This window comes from Arthrobacter sp. D1-17 (assembly GCF_054130535.1).
In genome coordinates, this window is sequence record NZ_CP096382.1 from 2,847,272 (window position 1) to 2,867,512 (window position 20,241).

A 20,241-nucleotide genomic window follows, 5' to 3' on the forward strand; every position below is an offset into this window, starting at 1 on the left:
CGGGGTCAGCTGCGGCTGACCGCTCCGGCTGGCACTGGCACATAAAGCGCTGGCACGTTCGCGCCTGGCCCGCTGTCGAAAAATCGGCTAGTGGGGCGCCCTGCCCGCGGCCTTCCGAGCGTCCTTCTTCCGCTTGGTGACCTCGGGATGATGCCGGGAGAGGGCGATTACCCCCACGATAGCAAGGGATGCAGCAGTACCCATGGCAATGGCCATGACGGCGTGGACGTCAGGCCGCAATTCCCCCAGGATGATGATGCCGATGGCGATTCCCACAATGGGGTCGATAACGGTCAGCCCAGCAATGACGAGGTCCGGCGGTCCGGTGGAGTAAGCACTCTGCACAAACCAGGAGCCCAACCCACCCGCCGCCAGGATAGCGACCAGCGAATACCAAGGCACGTTCAGGAGGGCCTGCCCGTTCGGATCGAGCAGGTGCTTTCCGATGATCCTGGTCAGCACCGCCACAAAACCGAACAAAATGCCCGCGCCAAGGATGTAGATAAAGGCGCTCATGCGGTTCTTGAACGTGGCCGCCAGCGTGCCAAAGAGGCCCACCGCCAAAGCGAGCAGCAGCACGATGGCGAGTTCGTCGTCGGAATTAACGTGGTGGTTTTCCTGAGTGACGAAGACGGCGAGCAGGACGAACAGGGCTGAACCGGTCACGCAAGCGGAGATGGCCACCACTGTGGCCCGGTTGATGCTCAGCCCCTGGTCCCTGGCGTTGACCACCGTGGTGATGACAAGAGCAATCGCGCCGATCGGTTGCACCACGGTCAGCGGGGCGGAAACCAGCGCGACGGCGTTCATGCCCATGCCGATACAGAGCAGCAGGAGCCCGAGAACCCACCGGGGGTTCCGCAGCAGACGGAGGAAACCGTTGGAGCTGAGGGCCAGCCCGCCGGTGTCGGCCTTCACGGCACTGCCTTGGCGTTGTGCACCAAAGGCCAGGAAAAACGCGCCCAGTACGGCCAGGAAAACCGCAAGCCACACCATCAGCTGCCACCGCCGTTGCCGGCCCGCATCTTGCCTTTGCGGCGGATAGCCCAGAAGTAGTTGTAGGCGGCCACCCAGTGGCCCACCAGCCCAAGGCCGAGCACGATCCACGCCGCAACGAACCAGGCACCGGCGGAAGGGGTATCCAGCTGTGACAGCAACAGCAGTGGCGTGCCCAGCAGCAGCAGGGCGGTGCGCGTCTTGCCGATCAGGCTGACCGGAAGATCCGGGTGGCTGTGGAAGTAAAACAGCGACATCGCGAGCAACACGGAGTCCGGAATGAGGAGTGCCGTAAGGTACCACCAGTCGAGCACGCCCGCGATCACCAGCGTCACGGCTACAGCGATCAGCGCCAGCCTGTCCGCGATGGGGTCCAGGACGCGCCCCAACTTCGAGGCCTGGTTGAACCGCCGGGCGATGTAGCCGTCCACCCAGTCTGTGCTCCCCATGATGGCAAGCACCAGCACGGCAAAGCCGTACTCGCGTTGCGCCAGGACGAGCCAGATAAACAGCGGTACGCCCATAAAGCGCAGAACTGTCAGGAGATTGGGGACGGTGAAGACCAGGTCGCGGTCGACGTGCGGCTGGCCGGGACGGGAACCAGCCCCGATGAACCTCATCCGGTGCCCCTCTCCGTGGCCGGGGGCGTCTTCCTGTCAGAGTTCAGGGCAACGCTCAGTTCTTAAACAGTTTCCGCAACAGGGTAAACATCACAGCAGTGGATGCGACGAACGCCACGAGGGGCTTCCAGCGGGATTCCAGCTCTTCGGGCAGGGAACGTACCACGCCGTCTGCAGAGGATGACCCGGACAGGGACGATCCAGTGGTGGATCCAAAGGTCGACGGTGCCGTGGCGGAGGCCCCGGGTTCGGAGGATCTGGCGGCCGAACGGGCAGCGAACCTTTCACCCACGCGGTCCTTGCTGTCCTTGATCTTGTCCCTGCCCTCATCCAGCCGGTGCCTGGCCACGCCGAGCAGGGCTTGCGCCTGGGTCCTGACATCCAGTTCTTCGCCAAGGTCATCGCGTACGGCGGTGAGGTGTTCGCGACGCTGCTTCAGGCGGCGGTGGACCTCAGGTTCGGAAACGGCAGGGACTTCGAGGTGCTCTGCAGCCGCCTTGGCTTCCTTCTCCGCCTTGGCCTGTGCCTTGGCAGCAGCCTTGGCTTCCTTGGCCGCCTTCGCCTGCGGCGAGTTGGGGTCCAGGACCGCCGCGTCAAAGTCCGAGCCTTCTTTGGCAACACCGAGATCATGCTTGAGACCGCGGACGGTCTCAGCGGGTATCAGCGGCATTGCCTTCTTGAACTTGCGGAGGCCTACGAGCCCGCCGATCAGGGCGATCAGGAGGAAGACCGCGCACACCAGAAGCGCCGCGAGCCAGGCCGGCATGATGGTGGCGAGCCCCATAATGGCGGCGACGATCAGCCCGGTCAGCAGGAAAGCCAGGAAGACAGCGGCAACGCCAAAGAAGGCTCCGGCCACGCCCAGCTGCTTGCCCTTGCGCTTGACCTCGAACTTAGCCATCGCGATCTCGTCATTAAGCTGGCGCGGCGCCAGTTTGAAGATGAGCTTCAACGTTTTCGGCAGCGTGGTGACACGCAACCCCTTGTTGGCCCGCCCGCTGTGACGCCCGCTCATAGGTCCCGCCTAACTGGTTCCGTAGTCGATTTTTCCTCGGCTTTGCGGGGCCCGCATGTGGCTCAGCATGCCCCCGCTGACAAAACTATCATTCAGGGTCAGCCGCAACTTCTGTCCATACTGTCCGGCGAGCCTTCCGGCCTGTAAAAGTATGATCTTTGCGCCCTAGGATGGTTGCCTGTGACCGCTATCAATCCCGGCGATGCCCTGAGCCGACGCGAAAAATTCCTTTACATCCTCCTTCTCGGTGCCCTCACGGCTCTGGGACCCTTCACGGTAGACCTTTACCTGCCGGCCTTCCCCGCCCTGGAGACGAGCCTCGACGTGTCAGAAGCTGCGGTCCAGCTGACGCTGACCGGCACCACGGTGGGCTTCGCCCTGGGACAGCTGGTGGTGGGTCCCTTCAGCGACAAGTTCGGGCGGCGGGCGCCTCTGATATTGGCGACGGCGCTGCACATCGCGTCCTCGCTCGGAGCCTCGCTTTCCACGGACATCGGCACACTCGGACTGTTTCGGGTCCTCATGGGAATCGGAGCTGCAGGCGGAGGGGTCGTGGCGATGGCCATGGTCCGGGATCTGTTCAGCGGCTACGCCATGGTGCGGATGTTCTCCCGCATGGCGCTGGTCAACGGGCTGGCTCCGATCCTGGCACCCGTCATCGGATCGCAGCTGCTCCTGGTGATGGAGTGGCCGGGCATCTTTGTGTTCCTCGCCTGTTACGGCGCGACGGTGATCACTGCCGCGATATTCCTGGTCCGTGAGACGCTGCCGCGCGAGCTCCGGGGGAAGTCGGGCCTGACCGCCCGCCAGAGGTACGGGGTGCTCTTCGCTGACCGGATATTCGTCGGCCTGCTGCTGGTAGGCGGCATGAACTTCGGAGGCCTGTTCACCTACCTCTCCGCTTCCCCCTTCCTGTTCCAGGACATCTTCGGCTTCACTCCCCAGCAGTACGGCCTGCTGTTCGGCGTGAATTCCTTGGGCATCGTGGCCGGGGTCCAGACCAGCTCGCGGTTGATCAAGCTCGTGCCGCCGCAGTGGATCATCGCCGGCTCCACCGCCTGGATGTTCCTGATGGCCCTCCTGATCGTCCTCTTTGACCAGTTGGGGTTCGGGCTCTGGGGTGTCCTGGTTCCGCTGTGGTTCTACATTCTCGGCACCGGGTTCACGTTCCCGTGCGTACAGGTCCTGGCGCTGGCCAAGCACGGCGCACAGGCCGGTACAGCGGCCTCCCTGCTGGGCGCCTCCACCTTCCTGATGGCAGGCATCATCTCGCCGGTGGTGGGCTGGGTGGGCGGCAGCTCCGCCACACCCATGGGCGCTGTCCAGGCCTGCTGCATCTTCCTCGCAGCAACGGCGCTGTGGATCATAGTCCGCCCCAGGACCGTGCCATCGATTCACTAGCGGGGCCCATTCTTCCGGGGCAGCGTAGGCTGGCCGCATGACCCGCAAGCCGCACCGCAACGGACGAGGGCTCTTCCTGGGAGCCGTCCTTGGTGCCGTTGCGGGCTTCTTTTTCGGCCGTGCCATGGGCAATGCCGCCCTCGGCGTCATCCTCGGAGCCGTTGTAGGTTCTGCCTTGCTCTACCGGGTCAACCCCGGACCCTGGAACCGGAACTGAGTCCGCTCTATTCCGGGCAGCCCGCTGCGAGATAAAGTTGACACGTGCCTCACTGGCAGGATCATCCTCCACTTCCGGCCACGTGGCAGCGGTGCGACGCAGGCATACTGCCGTTGTGGTGGGACCGGCTGTGCACACAGACCAGTGCGCAGTCGGCAGCTCTGTATGCGGCGGGCCTGTTTACGGAAGACCGGCGCCGTCCGATAGCGCAGTGGTACAACCCGGCAGCCAACGCCGCCCTTCTCGTGGCCCCGGAGACCTCGCCGGAATGGCCGGTGCAGCGTTTCGGTATCTTCTATGCTCCGCCGGACACAGGCTTCACCCGCGTGCATTCATCGCCGCATGAGTGGCATCCCCGCCAGCCCCGCACGCCGCCCACCGAGAGCGAGGCTTTCGCCGCGGCCGTGGCCGAGGCCGAGCGCTTCCTCGAAGTGGAGATGGATTTCGTCTGAGCCGGAAACGGCATCGCAAAAAAAGGTCCCGCAGCCGGCTTGTGGCGGCTGCGGGACCTGTGCGCTCCTCCTGCTGGACTTGAACCAGCAACCCTTCGATTAACAGTCGAATGCTCTGCCAATTGAGCTAAGGAGGAATGAAGCAGGTATGACATTAGCAAAGGTTCCGCCGGTATGGGAAATTGGCGGAATCGTGCGGCCCATTACCCCTCCCAGGCATAAAAAAGTCCCCGTCCCGGAAGCCCGGGACGGGGACTGCGCGCTCCTCCTGCTGGACTTGAACCAGCAACCCTTCGATTAACAGTCGAATGCTCTGCCAATTGAGCTAAGGAGGAATGAAGCGGGTATAAGCCTAGCAAACACCCGGCCGCGAAACGAAATCGAGCACCGCGTCCTGCCTGTCAGGCGTCGGAGCGCAGTGCCCGACGTTCCATTTCAAGCATCATCAGCTCCCGGTTGAGCTGCTGGAACTCCTCAGGGTGGGCGGCGGCGTCCAGGCGCTGCAGCTGCCCCATCTTGTCGGACTTGATGCGGGTGATCTGGAGTTCGAACAACCGGGCAAGGATGTCCCGGCAGTACTTCTGCACGGCTTCGACTGTATGTGCGGGCAGCGGGACCACGGCCAGCTCCGAAACCAGCGGCTGCAGCGGTTCCGGCACCTCCTGGCGGAGCTGCTCCACCCACATCACCGGATCACCGGCATACGCCAGCCCCGTGGCGCGGATGGCGTCGTGGATGGCCTGGTACGCGGGAGTGACGAACCGCACAGCGCAGAACCTCTCCCAGAACCCGCCGCCGAGCATCGCCGGCTCCTGCAGCGCCACTTCAAGAGCCTGCCGCTCCATGGACGCCACCGGGTCCCGCGGATCCGGGCGGTTGAAGGACGGGAGAACGCCCGATGGGGGGAGGGCAGCAACACCGGGAGCTCCAGGAGCGGCTTCCCGTTTGGCAGCGGACGCAACGGCCCGGGAGACGTCCTCGATGGGCATCCCCAGCCACCCAGCCAGTTCCCGGGCGTATGCGGGTCGGATTCCGGCGTCCCGGATCTGCGCCACGACGGGAGCGGACTCCCGCAGGGCTGCCACCCGGCCCTCCACAGTGTCCAGGTTGTGCCTTCTCAGCGTGGCGCGGATGGCAAACTCAAACAGCGGCCGCCGGGAGCCGATCAATTCACGGACTGCAGCGTCACCCCGCGTCTGGCGCAGATCGCAGGGGTCAGCACCGGTCGGTTCCACAGCGACGTACGTCTGCGCCACGAAACGCTGGTCCTCTTCAAAGGCCCGCAGGGCCGCCTTCTGCCCGGCGGCGTCCCCGTCAAAGGTGAAGATGACTTCTCCCCCAGTGCCGTCGTCGGACAGCAGCCGGCGGGCGACTTTTATATGGTCGGCGCCGAACGCGGTACCGCACGTGGCCACGGCCGTCGTGATTCCCGCGAGGTGGCACGCCATGACGTCCGTGTAGCCTTCCACCACCACCAGCTGCCGGTCCTTGGCGATGTTCCGCTTGGCGAGGTCGATGCCGTACAGCACCTGGGATTTCTTGTAGAGCGTGGTCTCGGGCGTGTTGAGGTACTTGGGGCCTTGGTCGTCCTCGTAGAGCTTGCGTGCGCCGAAGCCGATGGTGTCCCCGGCGATGTCCCGGATGGGCCAGATCAGCCGGCCACGGAAGCGGTCGTAAAGGCCCCTATTGCCTTCCGAAAACATTCCGGTCAGCTTCAACTCCGCATCCGTGAAGCCCCGCCCGCGCAGGTGCTTGAGCAGGGCGTCCCAGCCCTGGGGTGCGTAGCCGACGCCGAAGTGCTCGGCGGCCGCCCGGTCAAAACCCCGCAGCTGCAGGAACCGGCGTCCTTCAGTGGCACCTGTCGTCAGCAGCTGGCCGCGGAAGAACTCGTCCGCAATCTTATGGGCATCCAGCAGCCGCTGGCGCTTGCCCACCTCTTCCCGGCTGGGACCCGTGCCGCCGTCCTCGTACCGGAGCTCGTAGCCGATCCGCGCGGCCAGCTTCTCCACCGCCTCGTGGAAGGACGTGTGGTCCAGCTTCTGCACGAACGAGATGACGTCACCGTCTTCGCCGCAGCCAAAACAGTGGTAGCGGCCCACCTGCGGCCGCACCGTGAATGACGGCGAACGCTCGTCATGGAAGGGGCACAGGCCCTTGAACGAACCAAGGCCTGCGCTCTTGAGCGTGACGTAGGCGTCGACGACTTCCTTGATGTCTGTGCGCTGACGGACCTCGTCGATGTCTTCACGTTTGATCAGGCCGGCCACGGAGCCATCCTAACCGCGGGGCAGGACAGCGGCGCGACAGCGAGGCAGGACACTGGGGCGGAGCCTAAAGCGCGCATCACCACAGCGACGGCAAACTTCCCACGAGCCGTTCGTACATCGCCAGCGCGGAACCATCCGTGAGCGACGCTACCTGGTCGATGACCACGCGGAGCCGGGCGCCGTCGTCGGGCGCGTCACGCCAGTCTGCTGCGAACATCGGCTCCAGGTGGCGGTCCCCGGAGGCGTTCAGCGTGGTCACGAGGGCATGGAGGACTTCGCGCTGCCGCTCATAGATCGGCTGGCGGTGGTCTGTTGTCATGACGAACGTGGTGGCCAGGCCCTTCATGACCGCGATCTCCAGGACAGTCTCGTCCGGGACGATGAGTTCGGCGTTGTAACGCGTCAGCTTCTCCGGCCCGTACACGGCCCGGGTGGTCTCCAGAGCACTCTGGCAGAAGCGGCCGATCAGCTGGCTGGTCATGTCCTTCAGGGCGGCCATGGCTTTGCGGCTGCCGTCGGCTTCGCGCACCCACACGTCCGTAGCCTCGAGCCGGGCCAGGGCCGCGTCGATGGCCGCAGGGTCGTTGTGCGGCAGGTACCACTGCCGGGTGTAGCCCACCACGCGGGCGCGGTGGTCCGGGTTGTCCATCCAGCGCAGCTGGAAGTGCCCGGCAACAATGGCGTCTTCGACGTCGTGCACGGAATAGGAGATATCATCGGCGAGGTCCATGACCTGGGCTTCGAGGCAGGACCGCCGGACGGGCGCCCCCTCCCGGATCCAGTTGAAGATGGGCAGGTCGTCCTCGTAGGCACCGAACTTGCTGGTGCGCTGGCCGTGGATCACCGGGGCGTCCAGTGCTGACCACGGGTATTTTGCGGCGGCGTCGAGGCTGGCCCGGGTCAGGTTCAGGCCTGCGGGCCGGCCGTCCGCATCCAGCACTTTAGGCTCGAGCCGGCTGAGCAGCCGCAGCGTCTGGGCGTTGCCTTCGAAGCCGCCGATCGCATGCGCCATCTCGTTCAGCGCGGATTCGCCGTTGTGCCCGAAGGGCGGGTGCCCGAGGTCATGGCTGAGGCAGGCGGTGTCCACCACGTCCGGGTCGCAGCCCAGCGCACGGCCGAGCGCGCGGCCCACCTGGGCGACTTCGAGGCTGTGGGTCAGCCGGGTGCGGACAAAGTCGTCCGTGTCCGGCGCGACCACCTGCGTCTTGGCACCCAGGCGCCGCAACGCGGAGGAATGCAGCACCCGCGCCCGGTCGCGCTCGAAGTCGGACCGGTAGGTGCTTTTCGGCGGCTCCTCCACCCAGCGCGCGGAATCGTGCGCCCCGTAGCCGGGCAGGGACAGCGACAGCCCCCGGGCGGGGACAGGCTGGCTCTCCGCCAGCCGGCTCTCACCCACCGGACACATCCAGTTCCGCCGCCGAAATGTCCCGTGACTGGTCCTCGTTCAACTGTCGGCTCATCAGCCAGTCCTTGGGCAGAGCCGGTTTCTTCGGGGAGCCGGCACGTCCGCGTGGGCCTTCGGAGTCGACACCTGGATAGGGCAGGTCCATGTCCAGCTGGTCCAGCAGTTCCCGCAGCACTTCCAGGGTGGGCACAGTGGCCAGCTTGGCCCGGAGTTCGCCGCCCACAACATAGCCCTTGAAGTACCAGGCCATGTGCTTGCGGATCTCGCGCAGGGCTTTGTATTCGTCGTTGCCGAAGGTCTCGATCATGAGCTGGGCGTGGCGGTACACGCCGTCGGCCACCTGGCGCAGGCCGGGACGGTGCCTTTTGTCGCTTCCTTCGAATGCGGCCTGCAGATCGCCGAAGAGCCAGGGACGGCCCTGGCAGCCACGGCCCACCACCACGCCGTCAACACCGGTCTCCCGGACCATGCGCACCGCATCCTCGGCGGACCAGATGTCGCCGTTGCCAAGGACAGGGATGTCAGGGAGCGCCTCCCGGAGGCGGGCGATCGCCGACCAGTCCGCCTGGCCTGAGTAGAACTGCGCCGCCGTGCGGCCATGAAGCGCGACGGCGGCCACTCCCGCGTCGCGGGCGATCCTGCCGGCGTCGAGATACGTCAGGTGGTCATCATCGATGCCCTTGCGCATCTTGATGGTTAGCGGAATGCCGCCCTTGGAGGCTTCCCTCACGGCCGTCTGCACGATCGAGGTGAAGAGGTCAATCTTCCACGGCAAAGCGGAACCGCCGCCGCGGCGCGTGACCTTGGGTACCGGGCAGCCGAAATTGAGGTCGATATGGTCGGCCCGGTCTTCCTCGACCAGCATGCGCACAGCCTGGCCGACGGTGACGGGGTCCACGCCGTAAAGCTGGACGGACCGGACCTTTTCGTCGTCGTCATGCGAGATGATGCGCAGGGACTCCGGCGTGCGCTCCACGAGGGCCCGGGAGGTGACCATTTCGGCCACATACATGCCGCCGCCATATTCACGGCAGAGCCTGCGGAAGGCGGTGTTGGTAATGCCGGCCATGGGCGCCAGCACCACCGGGGTGTCCACGGTGATCGGGCCGAGCTTCAGCGGGGGGAGTTCCAGCTTGGGGGCGGGAGGCGTTGCTACAACAGTCACCCGTTCATTGTCTCAAAGACGGGCAAATCGGGCAGAACACCAGACCGGGGCACTCAATCACGGGCACTCAATCACGCTGGGCAGCCCGCCTCCCCCGGCGCGTCTCAGGCAGTGAGGGTGACGGCTCCGCGGACCTGCGGGCCGCCGGACGTTCCCCGCCTGCCACACCACCCGGTTCTCCGCTGCCGCGGGCCGCACCACCGCCTGCCACGGCGGCTGCCGCGGCGAGTGCGCCGGTGTCATCGACGTCGTCGGGAGTTACGGCAGCCGGCCTGCCGGTGCGGATGCCGGTTGCCTTGACCACCAGAACCGCGATCAGCGTGGTGACGGGGATAGCCAACACAAGACCGATCGAGCCGACCAGCGTGCGGATAACTTCCTCGGACAGTTCTGCACTGGTGAGTGCCTCACCCAGGGGGCGGTCATAGAGCATCACGATAATCAGGATGGGCAGCGCGGCACCGGCATAGGCGAAGGCGATCGTGTAGACGGTGGAGGCGATGTGGTCCCGGCCGATCCGCATGGCTGACGTGAAGAGCTTGCGGGCGCTGGTGCCCGGGGCAAGTTCGTAGAGCTCCCACACTGCGGACGACTGGGTGATGGTGACATCGTTGAGCACGCCCAGCCCGGAAATGATGAGGCCGCAGAGAATGATCCCTGAGATCGAGATGTTGGCCGAGATGTTCGTCAGGGTGGAGGCGTCGTGGCTTCCCACTCCTGCCAGATTGGCTGTATCGGTGGCCCATGCCGCCAGCAGCGCGGTGATACCGAGGCCGAAGATGGTGCCAAGCAGCGCCGTCGAGGTCCGGGCCGAGAAGCCGTGGGCAAAATACAGCACCCCGACCATGATTACGGTGGAGCCGACCAGTGCAAGCAGCAGCGGTGGCTTTCCTTCCACGAGCCCGGGGAGCATGAAGCTGACAAGCACGAAGTACGCGCCGACAAGGCCGATCAATGCCCGCAGCCCGCGCCAGCGCGCCACAGCCACCACCACCAGGGCGTACAGGACAGCCAGCAGGATGATGGGCATGGTGCGGACGAAGTCCACGAAAATGAATGTGGGGGCGCCGTTGGACGCCGGGCCGTTCGGACCCGCGGCCGCAGCACCCTGGGCGTTGGTGAGGTTGAGGTAGCGGATGCTGTCCCCCACGTCCACGCCATGCGACTTCGCGACGTCGGGGTTGATGACCACTTTAACGGGGCTGCCGCCTTTGTCCGGCTCAGTGAACGCAAACGTGCATTGGGTGCCGGCGTCGGCCTGTCCTCCCGGCTGGGTTTCCTGCGGCACCTGCTGCGGCACCTGGCTTGCCGGGGTGCAGCTTTCGGTGACCACGCGCTGGATCTTGCCCGTATCAAAGGTCACGCCGGGGGCGGCATTGTAGGGGTTGGCGAGGCTCAGGCCTTCCTTGCTGCCGGAAGGCCAGAGCGCCGCCATGGCGGCCAGCGTCAGCAGGGTCAGTGGAATCAGCACGGCGGCCAGAATCCGGTTTGCCTTCCGGCGTGCAGCCAGTGCCTCGGGCGTGGGATCCGAATGACCAGTGTGACCGTGGGAGTGACCGGAACCCATCAGCAGCAAAACCTCATACTTGAACTCTACGGCGGTCAGCTTAATGTTGATAAATGGATGGCAGGAAGTCGGAGGACGCAGGCAGGCGCGGCAGCCTTGATGAAGCCGTACTGACCGTCTTGAAACCCGCAGGCCCCACGCGCGGAGTGGCGCTGGTCCTCCACGGCGGGCGCTCGCACTCCTTTGAACCCGTGCAGGCCCGCCACCTGAGCCCGGCGCGGATGCTGCCGTTCGCCCGGCACCTGCATCGGCACGGGCGGAAGGGCGGCCTGGAAGTATGGCTCCTGCGGAACAGGGTGCGCGGCTGGAACGGTGAGGAGATGTCTCCGCTCAGGGATGCCCGCTGGGCGCTGGAGAAGATCCGGATTCAGCATCCGGCAGTGCCCGTGTACCTGCTGGGTCACTCCATGGGCGGGCTGACGGCCGTCTGTGCAGCAGGCGACCCTCAGGTCCGCGCGGTGGTGGCGCTCGCTCCGTGGCTGGACGACACAACCCCCGCCGACCCTCTCGCCGGGCGGAAGGTCCTGATTGTGCACGGCGACGAGGACACCTGGACGAGCCCGGCGGCGTCGCTGCGGTTTGCCGGCCGGGCGGCAACGTATGCCGGGGCGCTGCAGTACGTTGCACTCCGGGGCGCCGGCCACTTCATGTTCCGCCGCGTCCATCTGTGGCACACCCTGGCCACGGGCTTCCTGCTGAAGGCCTTCAGCGAAGACACAGGCGTTGCCTGGAACCCCGGCTTACGGCCGGCTGCCGCCTTTGACCGTCTGGTCCCGGCAGCCGGCCGCGCTGTTCCCGCCGTGCTGTGAGCTGAGGGGCCCGGGGTCAGTCCGAAACGACGAACGTCTCGGCACCCTGCCGGCGGGCTTTGCCGCTCTCCAGGAGGGGTTCGACGACGGCACGCAGCGCCGTCATGGAATCGTCTATTTCCATAAGGACCGGGTGCTGGTAGGCGATCAGCGCCAGGAGGTCACGCACCGCGGCGCGGGCCTGGTCGCCGTCGAGCTCCGGATCGTGGCCGAGGAACACATCCGACGGCTGGCCGGACTGCCCCTGATCCCCTCCGCCCTGCCCCATCTCCGGCTGCGCGTAGCTGATGGCGAACGCCTGGATCTTGCCCTTCTTCGACGCCGGCACACCCGCTCCGAAGGCGCTTGCCTTGGGAGCGCGCAGCACGATGGCGCCGTGGGCGCCGCTGAGGTCGTCCAGGAACAGGCGCTGCACCGTGGGAATGCTCAGGTTCCCTGGGCTGTCCCAGGTATGGACCGACGTGTAATACCGTCCCACCACGTCGGACAGCTCCACGGAGCCGGTAGCCAGGTCCTGGATGCGTTCCGAGGCCGCCTCCTCGGAACCGTCGCCAAACACCGGAAGCTTCAGGGCGCCGGGTTCCACCACCACCAGCTGCGAGCGCTGGATTGGAGTGAGGCCCGCGGCCTTGGCGAACCCGGCGCCGGAGGTGCCCGGCTCAACTTTGCAGCGCAGCCGGGTAACGCCCGACGGCGACCCCTCGGCCTCGCGGCGCAGCATCATGAGCAGGGTGGAACCGATGCCGGAACGCCGGTGGTCCCGGGCCACCTCCACATACACCCACAGCCGTTCAGGGTGCAGCGCCGCCTCGTGGACCACACCTGCTGCCACGGGGATTCCGACGCCGTCAATGACGTCCTCTGCCACGATGCAGCGCCGCCATGGCGCGTTGCTGGACGGCGCGAGCGTGCCCCGGAACTGTCCGGCTTGAACAGTTTCCGGGTCGCCCCAGATCTGGAGGAGTGTGAGGTCATCACCCTCGCGCCATTCGCGGTATTCAATCGCCACGGTCAGGCGCCGATCAGCCGCGCGGCGAGGTAGCCCTCCACCTTGTCCAGGGAGACCCGTTCCTGGCTCATGGTGTCGCGTTCACGGATGGTGACGGCCTGGTCCTCGAGGGTGTCGAAGTCCACAGTGATGCAGAACGGGGTGCCGATCTCGTCCTGGCGGCGGTAACGGCGGCCGATGGCGCCCGCGTCGTCGAAGTCGATGTTCCAGTTCTTGCGGAGCTGGGCGCCGAGGTCCTTCGCCTTCGGCGAGAGGTCCTCGTTGCGGCTTAGCGGAAGCACGGCCGCCTTGACCGGAGCGAGGCGCGGATCAAGCTTGAGCACGGTGCGGACATCCACGCCGCCCTTGGCGTTGGGGGCCTCGTCCTCGGTGTAGGCGTCGATGAGGAAAGCCATGAACGAGCGGGTGAGGCCCGCGGCGGGTTCGATCACGTACGGCGTGTAGCGCTCATTGGTGGCCTGGTTGAAATAGCTCAGGTCGGTGCCGGAGGCCTTGGCATGGGTGGAGAGGTCGAAGTCTGTGCGGTTGGCGATGCCTTCGAGCTCGCCCCATTCAGAGCCTTGGAAGCCGAAGCGGTATTCGATGTCCGTGGTGCCCTTGGAGTAGTGGCTGAGCTTGTCCAGCGGGTGCTCGAAAAAGCGCAGGTTCTCTTCACGGATACCCAGGTCCGTGTACCAGGACATGCGTTCCTTCATCCAGTACTGGTGCCATTCCTCGTCCGTGCCCGGCTCGACGAAAAATTCCATTTCCATCTGCTCGAACTCGCGGGTGCGGAAGATGAAGTTGCCCGGCGTGATCTCGTTGCGGAAGGACTTGCCGATCTGGCCGATGCCGAACGGAGGCTTCTTTCGGGACGTGGTGAGCACGTTGTTGAAGTTCACGAAGATGCCCTGGGCGGTTTCGGGGCGCAGGTAATGGAGGCCCTCATCGCTGGCGACAGGCCCAAGGAAGGTCTTCAGGAGTCCGGAGAACTCCTGTGGCTCCGTCCACTCACCCCGGGTGCCGCAGTTGGCGCAGGCGATGTCTTTCAGGCCGTTCTCGGCGGGACGGCCCTTCTTTTCCTCGTATTCCTCTTCGAGGTGGTCCGCGCGGTAGCGCTTGTGGCAGGAGAGGCATTCGACCAGCGGGTCGGAGAACACCTCGACGTGCCCGGACGCTTCCCACACCTGGCGGGGCAGGATCACCGAGGAGTCCAGGCCCACAACGTCTTCACGTCCGCGCACGACGGACTGCCACCACTGACGTTTGATGTTCTCCTTCAGCTCGGCACCGAGCGGCCCGTAGTCCCAGGCGGAACGGGAGCCTCCGTAGATCTCGCCGGCCTGAAAAACGAAACCCCTCCGCTTGGAAAGGGAAATGACCTGGTCGAGGACGGATTTAGCTGCCATGGGAACTCCAATTTCTACAGGGCCGCTGGGTGCGGTCCGCGGGTTTGTGGCCCGGTAACCCCGGCTGGTTGCCGGGCGGGGAAATGCGAAGGGAAAACGTGCAGGAAAGCTGCGTGTCTTAGACTACCGGGCGCTACCTGCGTAATGCTCCCCGCGGCCAGGGAAGCGTCGCGATGACGATGGCCACAAGGGTCAGCAGCGTGCCGAGCACCGTGGGAACAGCAACAATGGAGCCGGGGGCGGGAACCAGCAGGTCAAGGCCGAGCGAGCCGAGGAGCTGGCCGGCAATCATGCCAAGGCCGGTCACCAGCACGCCGAGGCTGCGGACCAGCAGGGCTCCAAGTCCGATGAAGACACACCCCATGGGCCCGCCAAGGTAGTACCACCATTCCCCGGGAAGCGGGTTTCCTGTGCCGGCAATGGCCACCTTGATAAACCATGCCACCCACAGCACGCACGTACCCGCCACGAAATTCACCAGAGTCGCCGCGATCGGCGTGCCGTAATGCATCGTGGCCGTTCCGTTCATGGCCTGCTGGAAACTCATGAGGAAGCCGGCCAGGACGGGAAGCAGCAGCGGCAGGATGAGCTGGGCCGGGTCGCCTCCTGCCCCGGGTGCGCCGGCTCCCGGAGCACCGCCTCCCGAAGCACCGCCGAAACGCGGCGAGACGGCCCAGGCGACGGCGGCAATAGTGAGGACACAACCCATGATGCGGATACCTGTCACGGCCTTCTTGCCGCCGGGCCCAAGGCCGAGCCTGTCCACCAGCAGGCCGCTGACGGTCTGGCCGGTGACCGTGGACACCGTAAAGAGCGCGACGCCCAGCAGCCCGACAGTAAAGGATTGCGCGAAGACAAAGAGGGCCCCGATCCCGCCTGCCAGGAGGTAATACGGCGGAAACTTCCGCTCCCGAACGGCAGGCATAATGCTGACCAGGCCGGCCCGGCCGCGAGGCAGGACCAAGGAAACGAGGATCATCAGCACCAGGCCTGTACTGAAGCTGACAACAGCTGCGGCGATGCCATCCCCGAGCCTGGCACCGAGGGCGCCGTTGATTCTCCCCTGGAGGGGAATGGCAAGTCCGGCGGCCACGGCCATCGAAAGGCCTGCGGCAAGGGGCAGCCGCTGTGCGTGGGTCATTGGTTACCTAACGTCAGGCAGAATTGCTTGTATGAGCAGACCGGAAATCGAAGACATCCCCATCCGCGACGAGATGATCCGCCTCGGCCAACTCCTGAAACTCGCGAACCTGGTGGAGGACGGCGTCGAGGCCACCGAACTGATCAAGAACGGGCTGGTCAAGGTCAACGGCGAAATCGATGACCGCCGCGGCCGGCAGCTCCACCTCGGCGACACGGTCACGCTCAACAACCGCACCGTCCGGATCACCGCCGCCGGCAGCTGATGGCCCGGATTGCAGCCTGGGAGCGCTTCTGGGCCGTCCGGAACAAGCTGGCGCTGTCCGGATCAGGCGGCGCCGGCGGCTACTTGTTCAGCACCTCGTGGGTGAGGAATTCCGAGACGTGCCCGATTTCCTGGGCGTTGATCCCGTGCCACATTCCCGTGTACAGGACTTTGGTCAGCTTCACGTGCTTGCGGACCCAGCCCATCGTGTATTCAATCTTGTCTTGGGTGATGACCGGATCCTGCTGGTCGCGGCCCCAGAAGAACGGCACCGTACCGTCAAGGTCCGCGTCGCGGAATTCGCCGTCAGCTCCGGCGTCGACAACAAATCCTGAAAGCCCGACGACGGCGGCATAGTCGGCGGGGCGCTGCCTCAGCAGCGTCGTGGCCATGGCCATGCCCATGGAAAACCCGAGGAGAGTGACGGATGGATGGTTGTCCTTGACGGTGTCAATCCAGTCCTGGACGTAGGCCGCCGCAGCTTTGACAGCATCAACTGAGTATTCAACGCTGCCGGTCAGCGGGAACCACGCAAAACCGGGGCCCATGGCGATCGGCGCGCGGACAGAGGCGACCGCGAACTCATCGGGGAGCATGTCAGCCAGGCTGAGGAGATCCTGCTCGTTTGCGCCGTAGCCATGCAGGAGGACCAGCAGGGGCTTACCGGCCCGGGCCTCCTCCGGTTTGGACCACAGAACAACGGGGGCAGGAAAAGCGTCGGCTAAAGTCATGGGTCCATTCTTACAGTTCCCGGAGGGCGGCTGTCCTCGGTAGCCGCGCCTGGTGGCGGGGTGCGGCCGGGACAGGAAGGATGTGTGCATGGAGCCGGAGGTGGTGGTCAGAACGCGGCTGGCAAGCCAACAGCTGCGCTCACCCGTGGCAGCCTCGGTGGAAGCCGCGCTGAAAAACCTGCTGGCGGTGCAGGCGCAGGAGTATCCGTACGCGCGCTGGTCTCTGGCGCAGCGTACCGCTGACGCCACGGCGAATGACGTGGCGCAGGCAGTCGCCGAGGGCCACATCCTTCGAACGCACATATTGCGGCCCACCTGGCACTTCGTGCATCGTACTGATCTTCCCTGGCTCAGGGCGCTATCGGCGCCGCGCCTGCATCAGACCAATGCGCCCACGTACCGTCGGACGGGGATTGATGCAGCGGCAGCAGCACGGAGTGCTGACATCCTCGCCGCCGCACTGGCCGGCGGGCGGCAGCTGACACGTGAGCAGCTCGCGGCCGAGTTGGAGCGCGCGGGATTCGCCCTCACAGGTCTGGCCCTGGCGTACGTGATCATGCACGCGGAGATCAACGGCGTGATCACCAGCGGTGCACCGGTGCGCAGTGCGTCCGGGGCTCTCCGGCAGACGTACGCGCTCTTCAGCGAGCGGGTAGGCGCGTCCGGCATCCATCCGCTCTCCAGGGAGGAGTCGCTTGCCGCCTTGGTCCGGCGGTACTTCCGAAGCCGCGGTCCGGCCACAGTCTGGGACTGCGCCGACTGGTCCGGAATGACCATCACCGACGTCCGCCTCGGACTCGCGCTGGCCCTCGAGGACGACCCGGCAGCCCTGGGGCGTGAGGAGATTGAGGGCATCCCGTTCTATTTTGATCCGGAGTCCTCCCGCCCCTTCAGCCCGGGCCCCTCCACCCGTCCGTACTCCTCCACCAGCGGGGGCGCAGGTTCAGCTGGCTGCATTGATCTCATCCAGTGCTATGACGAGTACATCATGGGGTATTCCGCCTCACGCGGCTACCTGGGCGGTAAGGCACCAATTTTCCCGAGACATGGTGATCCTCAGCATGTGGTCCTGCTGGACGGCCGTATGGCGGGTACTTGGCGGCATCGGTTGATCCGGCCCGGCTCCCCCGGCCAGCGGTGCGAACTGGACATCCGGATGCGGCAGGACAAAATATCAACCGGTGCCCTGGAGCAGGCCGCCACTAGGTATGAGGCCTTCCTTGGGATGCCGGCGTCATATGTTGACTGAAGCGCCCAGCACCTCCTCAGCTTCGGGGACTAAGCTGGATTGACACTCATGAGAGGCCCACCAGCAATGAATAACCTGTTTTTCTGGATCATCATCCTGTCGCTCCTGATTCCCGTGGCGATGCGCATGTACCGGAGGTCTGTCCAGAGGCGGGACCAGAGCCAGAACTTTCCCGGACAGTACCCGGGCGGGTTTCCCGGTTCATTCTCCGGGCGCCCAAAGAACCAGCCTTCGGACGGCTACACCCAGCAGGATTACATGAGCGGAGGCTTCGGCCTGCCCGGGAACCGCGGCCGGGACGAGCTTGCGCCGCTGGACCAGCCCTACCCCAACCCGCCCTATCAGCAGTTCCCCCAGGCGGGCCAGCAGCCTCAGCCCGGCCAGTACCCTCAACCAGGCCAGTACCCTCAACCAGGCCAGTACCCTCAACCAGGCGGCGCACAGTACGGGCAGCCCGCCAACCTCCCCTATGAGGACAGCCCCGAGTACCGTGCCAACCCTCCGCAGCCGCAGGCCCACCCGACGCAGCACGATACCGGCCCGGTCACTCCCCCGCCGCCATCAGCTCCCCAGGGATACCGCGCGCGCAAACTGGCTGAACTCGACCAGCAATACAGCAACGGGGAAATCTCCATGGAGGAGTACATGAACCGGCGCAACGACATCATGAACGGCTAGGTGCAGCTCCGGTAGCTAGCCCGCCGGAACAGGAGCCGCTACGCTCCCGATTGCCTGCAATAAGCAAAGTGTTCCAGCGGAGGCTGACATTTCATGACGGCGGCCGACGGCGTACCTGTCATCGCCCCTCGTCGGTCACCAGGAGCTTAGTTGCTTCGGCGCACAAAACCCGTGTCCCGCCGCTTGTGGCGGGACACGGGCCGGAGTGCTGCCGGACAAGCCTGGCGCTAAAGCCGGCGCCTGGAAACCGGGGAGCGCGAGGACTAGTCGACCTGCGGGAACCCTAGGTCGATGACCGACGTCGACGGATCCGGCCAGCGAGTGGTGACCACCTTGCCCCGCGTATAGAAGCGGATGCTGTCCGGACCATACATGTGGGTGTCTCCAAAGAGGGAGCTCTTCCAGCCTCCGAACGAGAAGGTCCCCACCGGCACCGGGATCGGCACGTTGACGCCCACCATGCCCGCCTCGACGTCGAATTCGAACTGCCGGGCAGCACCGCCGTCGCGGGTGAAGATGGCCATCCCGTTGCCGAACTCGTTCTCGTTGACGAGGCGGACAGCGTCGCTGTAGGTGTCCACGCGAACTACCGAAAGAACCGGGCCGAAGATCTCGTCGTCGTACACCTTCATACCGGGCTTGACGTGGTCCACCAGGCTGACACCGATGAAGAAGCCGTTCGAATCGAACTGATGCCGGCGGCCATCGACAACCACGGTTGCACCTTCGTTTTCCGCGCCGGCCACATAGGAAGCGACCTTGTCGCGGTGCTCGGCAGTAATCAGCGGTCCCATCTGCGAAGAGGGGTCAGTCCCCGGACCGATCTTCAGGTCCACCATGCGGGTGGAAATCGCCTTCACCAGATCGTCCGCGATGTTACCGACGGCAACCAGCACGCTGATCGCCATGCAGCGTTCGCCCGCGGAACCGTATGCTGCGGAGACGGCGGCGTCAGCGGCCATGTCCAGGTCGGCGTCGGGCAGGACCACCATGTGGTTCTTTGCTCCGCCGAGGGCCTGGACTCGCTTGCCATGATCGGCGGCACGCTTGTAGATCGACTGGGCGATGGGGGTTGAACCGACGAAGCTGACGGCCTTCACGTCAGAATGTTCAAGCAGCACATCCACGGCCTCCTTGTCGCCCTGCACGACGTTGAGCACGCCCGGCGGCAGTCCGGCCTCAGCAAAGACCTCTGCGATGAAAACTGCCGACGACGGGTCCTTTTCGCTCGGCTTCAGCAGCACGGTATTGCCGCACGCCAGTGCGCTGCCGATCATCCACAACGGCACCATTGCGGGGAAGTTGAAGGGTGTGATGCAGGCGACCACCCCGACCGGCTGACGCACTGAGTGAACATCGATGCCGCTTGAGACCTGCTCTGAATGCTCACCCTTGAGCATGTGGGAAAGCCCCGTTGCGAACTCGATGTTCTCCAGGCCGCGGGAGATTTCCCCTTCGGCGTCAGAGAGCACCTTGCCGTGCTCGCTCGTGAGGATCGCTGCAAGTTCGCTCTTGCGCTGAGTCAGGATTTCGCGGACGCGGAAGAAAACATTTGTGCGCTTGGCAAGACTCGTGGCCCGCCATGCGGGCAGCGCCGCCTTCGCTGCCGCGATCGCTTCGTCGACCCTGGCGCCCGAAGCGAGCACCACCTGCTTCTCCTGCTCTCCGGTGGCGGGGTTGAAGACGGGGCCGAACCGTTCGGCGTCGCTGACGCGGTTGCCGTTGATGAAATGGGGAATGGTTTCCATGGATGTCCCTTTCGTGGGGCAGACAGATTTGGGGCATGAACGACGGCGTCATGCCGGGGAGGCGGGCGGCCAGGGCTGGTAGGGGCTACTGGAGCGCTGCTCAGGCAGGACCAGAGACG

At 65.3% G+C, this 20,241-nt stretch carries 19 protein-coding genes and 2 tRNA genes; 7 read left to right on the forward strand and 14 right to left on the reverse strand.

The window, feature by feature from the left end; genetic code table 11:
- Positions 1-87: 87 nt before the first annotated feature.
- The 3 genes from M1E01_RS13275 to M1E01_RS13285 are packed head-to-tail and all read right to left on the reverse strand — an operon-like array spanning position 88 to position 2,631.
- Positions 88-996 carry a DMT family transporter gene (locus M1E01_RS13275; protein ID WP_457972043.1) on the reverse strand — a complete coding sequence of 303 codons (909 nt, stop codon included), beginning with the start codon at positions 994-996 and terminating at the stop codon, positions 88-90.
- Positions 996-1,616 (reverse strand): CDP-alcohol phosphatidyltransferase family protein, encoded by a 621-nt coding sequence (locus M1E01_RS13280; RefSeq protein ID WP_457972044.1) that lies wholly within the window; start codon positions 1,614-1,616, stop codon positions 996-998. The genes M1E01_RS13275 and M1E01_RS13280 overlap by 1 nt, the downstream gene beginning before the upstream one ends.
- 55 nt (positions 1,617-1,671) lie before the next feature.
- Positions 1,672-2,631 (reverse strand): phage holin family protein, encoded by a 960-nt coding sequence (locus M1E01_RS13285; RefSeq protein ID WP_457972045.1) that lies wholly within the window; start codon positions 2,629-2,631, stop codon positions 1,672-1,674.
- Between the two features lie 180 nt (positions 2,632-2,811).
- Here M1E01_RS13285 and M1E01_RS13290 point away from each other — a divergent pair, with 180 nt between their 5' ends.
- Genes M1E01_RS13290 through M1E01_RS13300 form a run of 3 tightly spaced genes read left to right on the forward strand, consistent with a single transcriptional unit; the run spans position 2,812 to position 4,701 of the window.
- Positions 2,812-4,032 carry a multidrug effflux MFS transporter gene (locus M1E01_RS13290; protein WP_457972046.1) on the forward strand — a complete coding sequence of 407 codons (1,221 nt, stop codon included), beginning with the start codon at positions 2,812-2,814 and terminating at the stop codon, positions 4,030-4,032.
- Positions 4,033-4,069: 37 nt separating this feature from the next.
- Entirely contained in the window at positions 4,070-4,249 is a 180-nt protein-coding gene (locus tag M1E01_RS13295; protein WP_457972047.1) for a hypothetical protein, read from the forward strand.
- A 44-nt stretch (positions 4,250-4,293) separates the two neighbouring features.
- On the forward strand, positions 4,294-4,701 hold the full coding sequence (locus M1E01_RS13300; RefSeq protein ID WP_457972048.1) for a hypothetical protein: 408 nt from the start codon (positions 4,294-4,296) through the stop codon (positions 4,699-4,701).
- Between the two features lie 64 nt (positions 4,702-4,765).
- Here M1E01_RS13300 and M1E01_RS13305 read toward each other — a convergent pair.
- The 6 genes from M1E01_RS13305 to M1E01_RS13330 form a co-directional block, all read right to left on the reverse strand.
- Positions 4,766-4,838, reverse strand: a tRNA-Asn gene (locus M1E01_RS13305).
- Positions 4,839-4,963: 125 nt separating this feature from the next.
- Positions 4,964-5,036, reverse strand: a tRNA-Asn gene (locus M1E01_RS13310).
- 66 nt (positions 5,037-5,102) lie between these two features.
- Complete coding sequence (gene dnaG, locus M1E01_RS13315) at positions 5,103-6,968, reverse strand: DNA primase (RefSeq protein ID WP_457972049.1); 1,866 nt, start codon at positions 6,966-6,968, stop codon at positions 5,103-5,105.
- A gap of 76 nt (positions 6,969-7,044) precedes the next feature.
- A complete protein-coding gene (locus tag M1E01_RS13320; protein ID WP_457974966.1) occupies positions 7,045-8,349 on the reverse strand; it encodes a deoxyguanosinetriphosphate triphosphohydrolase in 1,305 nt (434 codons plus the stop codon).
- A gap of 7 nt (positions 8,350-8,356) precedes the next feature.
- Positions 8,357-9,538, reverse strand: a complete 1,182-nt coding sequence (gene dusB / locus M1E01_RS13325; protein WP_457972050.1) for a tRNA dihydrouridine synthase DusB — start codon at positions 9,536-9,538, stop codon at positions 8,357-8,359.
- A gap of 67 nt (positions 9,539-9,605) precedes the next feature.
- On the reverse strand, positions 9,606-11,105 hold the full coding sequence (locus M1E01_RS13330) for a YibE/F family protein (RefSeq protein WP_457972051.1): 1,500 nt from the start codon (positions 11,103-11,105) through the stop codon (positions 9,606-9,608).
- Positions 11,106-11,158: 53 nt separating this feature from the next.
- Between M1E01_RS13330 and M1E01_RS13335 the strand changes: the two genes are divergently transcribed.
- Positions 11,159-11,914: an alpha/beta hydrolase gene (locus tag M1E01_RS13335; RefSeq protein WP_457972052.1), complete on the forward strand. Its 756-nt coding sequence runs from the start codon at positions 11,159-11,161 to the stop codon at positions 11,912-11,914.
- A 16-nt stretch (positions 11,915-11,930) separates the two neighbouring features.
- On the opposite strand, the gene M1E01_RS13340 is transcribed toward M1E01_RS13335, so the two are convergent.
- From M1E01_RS13340 to M1E01_RS13350, 3 genes are all read right to left on the reverse strand, one after another.
- On the reverse strand, positions 11,931-12,923 hold the full coding sequence (locus M1E01_RS13340; protein ID WP_457972053.1) for a GNAT family N-acetyltransferase: 993 nt from the start codon (positions 12,921-12,923) through the stop codon (positions 11,931-11,933).
- 2 nt (positions 12,924-12,925) lie between these two features.
- On the reverse strand, positions 12,926-14,311 hold the full coding sequence (locus M1E01_RS13345) for a glycine--tRNA ligase (protein ID WP_457972054.1): 1,386 nt from the start codon (positions 14,309-14,311) through the stop codon (positions 12,926-12,928).
- 133 nt (positions 14,312-14,444) lie between these two features.
- On the reverse strand, positions 14,445-15,452 hold the full coding sequence (locus tag M1E01_RS13350; RefSeq protein WP_457972055.1) for a DMT family transporter: 1,008 nt from the start codon (positions 15,450-15,452) through the stop codon (positions 14,445-14,447).
- A 31-nt stretch (positions 15,453-15,483) separates the two neighbouring features.
- Here M1E01_RS13350 and M1E01_RS13355 point away from each other — a divergent pair, with 31 nt between their 5' ends.
- The gene (locus M1E01_RS13355; protein ID WP_457972056.1) at positions 15,484-15,717 is read left to right on the forward strand and encodes an RNA-binding S4 domain-containing protein; all 234 of its coding nucleotides are present in this window, start codon (positions 15,484-15,486) and stop codon (positions 15,715-15,717) included.
- Positions 15,718-15,796: 79 nt separating this feature from the next.
- Here M1E01_RS13355 and M1E01_RS13360 read toward each other — a convergent pair whose 3' ends face one another.
- On the reverse strand, positions 15,797-16,447 hold the full coding sequence (locus M1E01_RS13360; RefSeq protein WP_457972057.1) for an alpha/beta hydrolase: 651 nt from the start codon (positions 16,445-16,447) through the stop codon (positions 15,797-15,799).
- 88 nt (positions 16,448-16,535) lie between these two features.
- Between M1E01_RS13360 and M1E01_RS13365 the strand changes: the two genes are divergently transcribed.
- Together M1E01_RS13365 and M1E01_RS13370 are read left to right on the forward strand one after the other, a co-directional pair.
- Positions 16,536-17,696 carry a winged helix DNA-binding domain-containing protein gene (locus M1E01_RS13365; RefSeq protein ID WP_457972058.1) on the forward strand — a complete coding sequence of 387 codons (1,161 nt, stop codon included), beginning with the start codon at positions 16,536-16,538 and terminating at the stop codon, positions 17,694-17,696.
- A gap of 66 nt (positions 17,697-17,762) precedes the next feature.
- Entirely contained in the window at positions 17,763-18,374 is a 612-nt protein-coding gene (locus M1E01_RS13370) for a hypothetical protein (RefSeq protein ID WP_457972060.1), read from the forward strand.
- 263 nt (positions 18,375-18,637) lie between these two features.
- Here M1E01_RS13370 and M1E01_RS13375 read toward each other — a convergent pair whose 3' ends face one another.
- A complete protein-coding gene (locus tag M1E01_RS13375) occupies positions 18,638-20,122 on the reverse strand; it encodes a CoA-acylating methylmalonate-semialdehyde dehydrogenase (RefSeq protein WP_457972061.1) in 1,485 nt (494 codons plus the stop codon).
- Between the last annotated feature and the right edge of the window lie 119 nt (positions 20,123-20,241).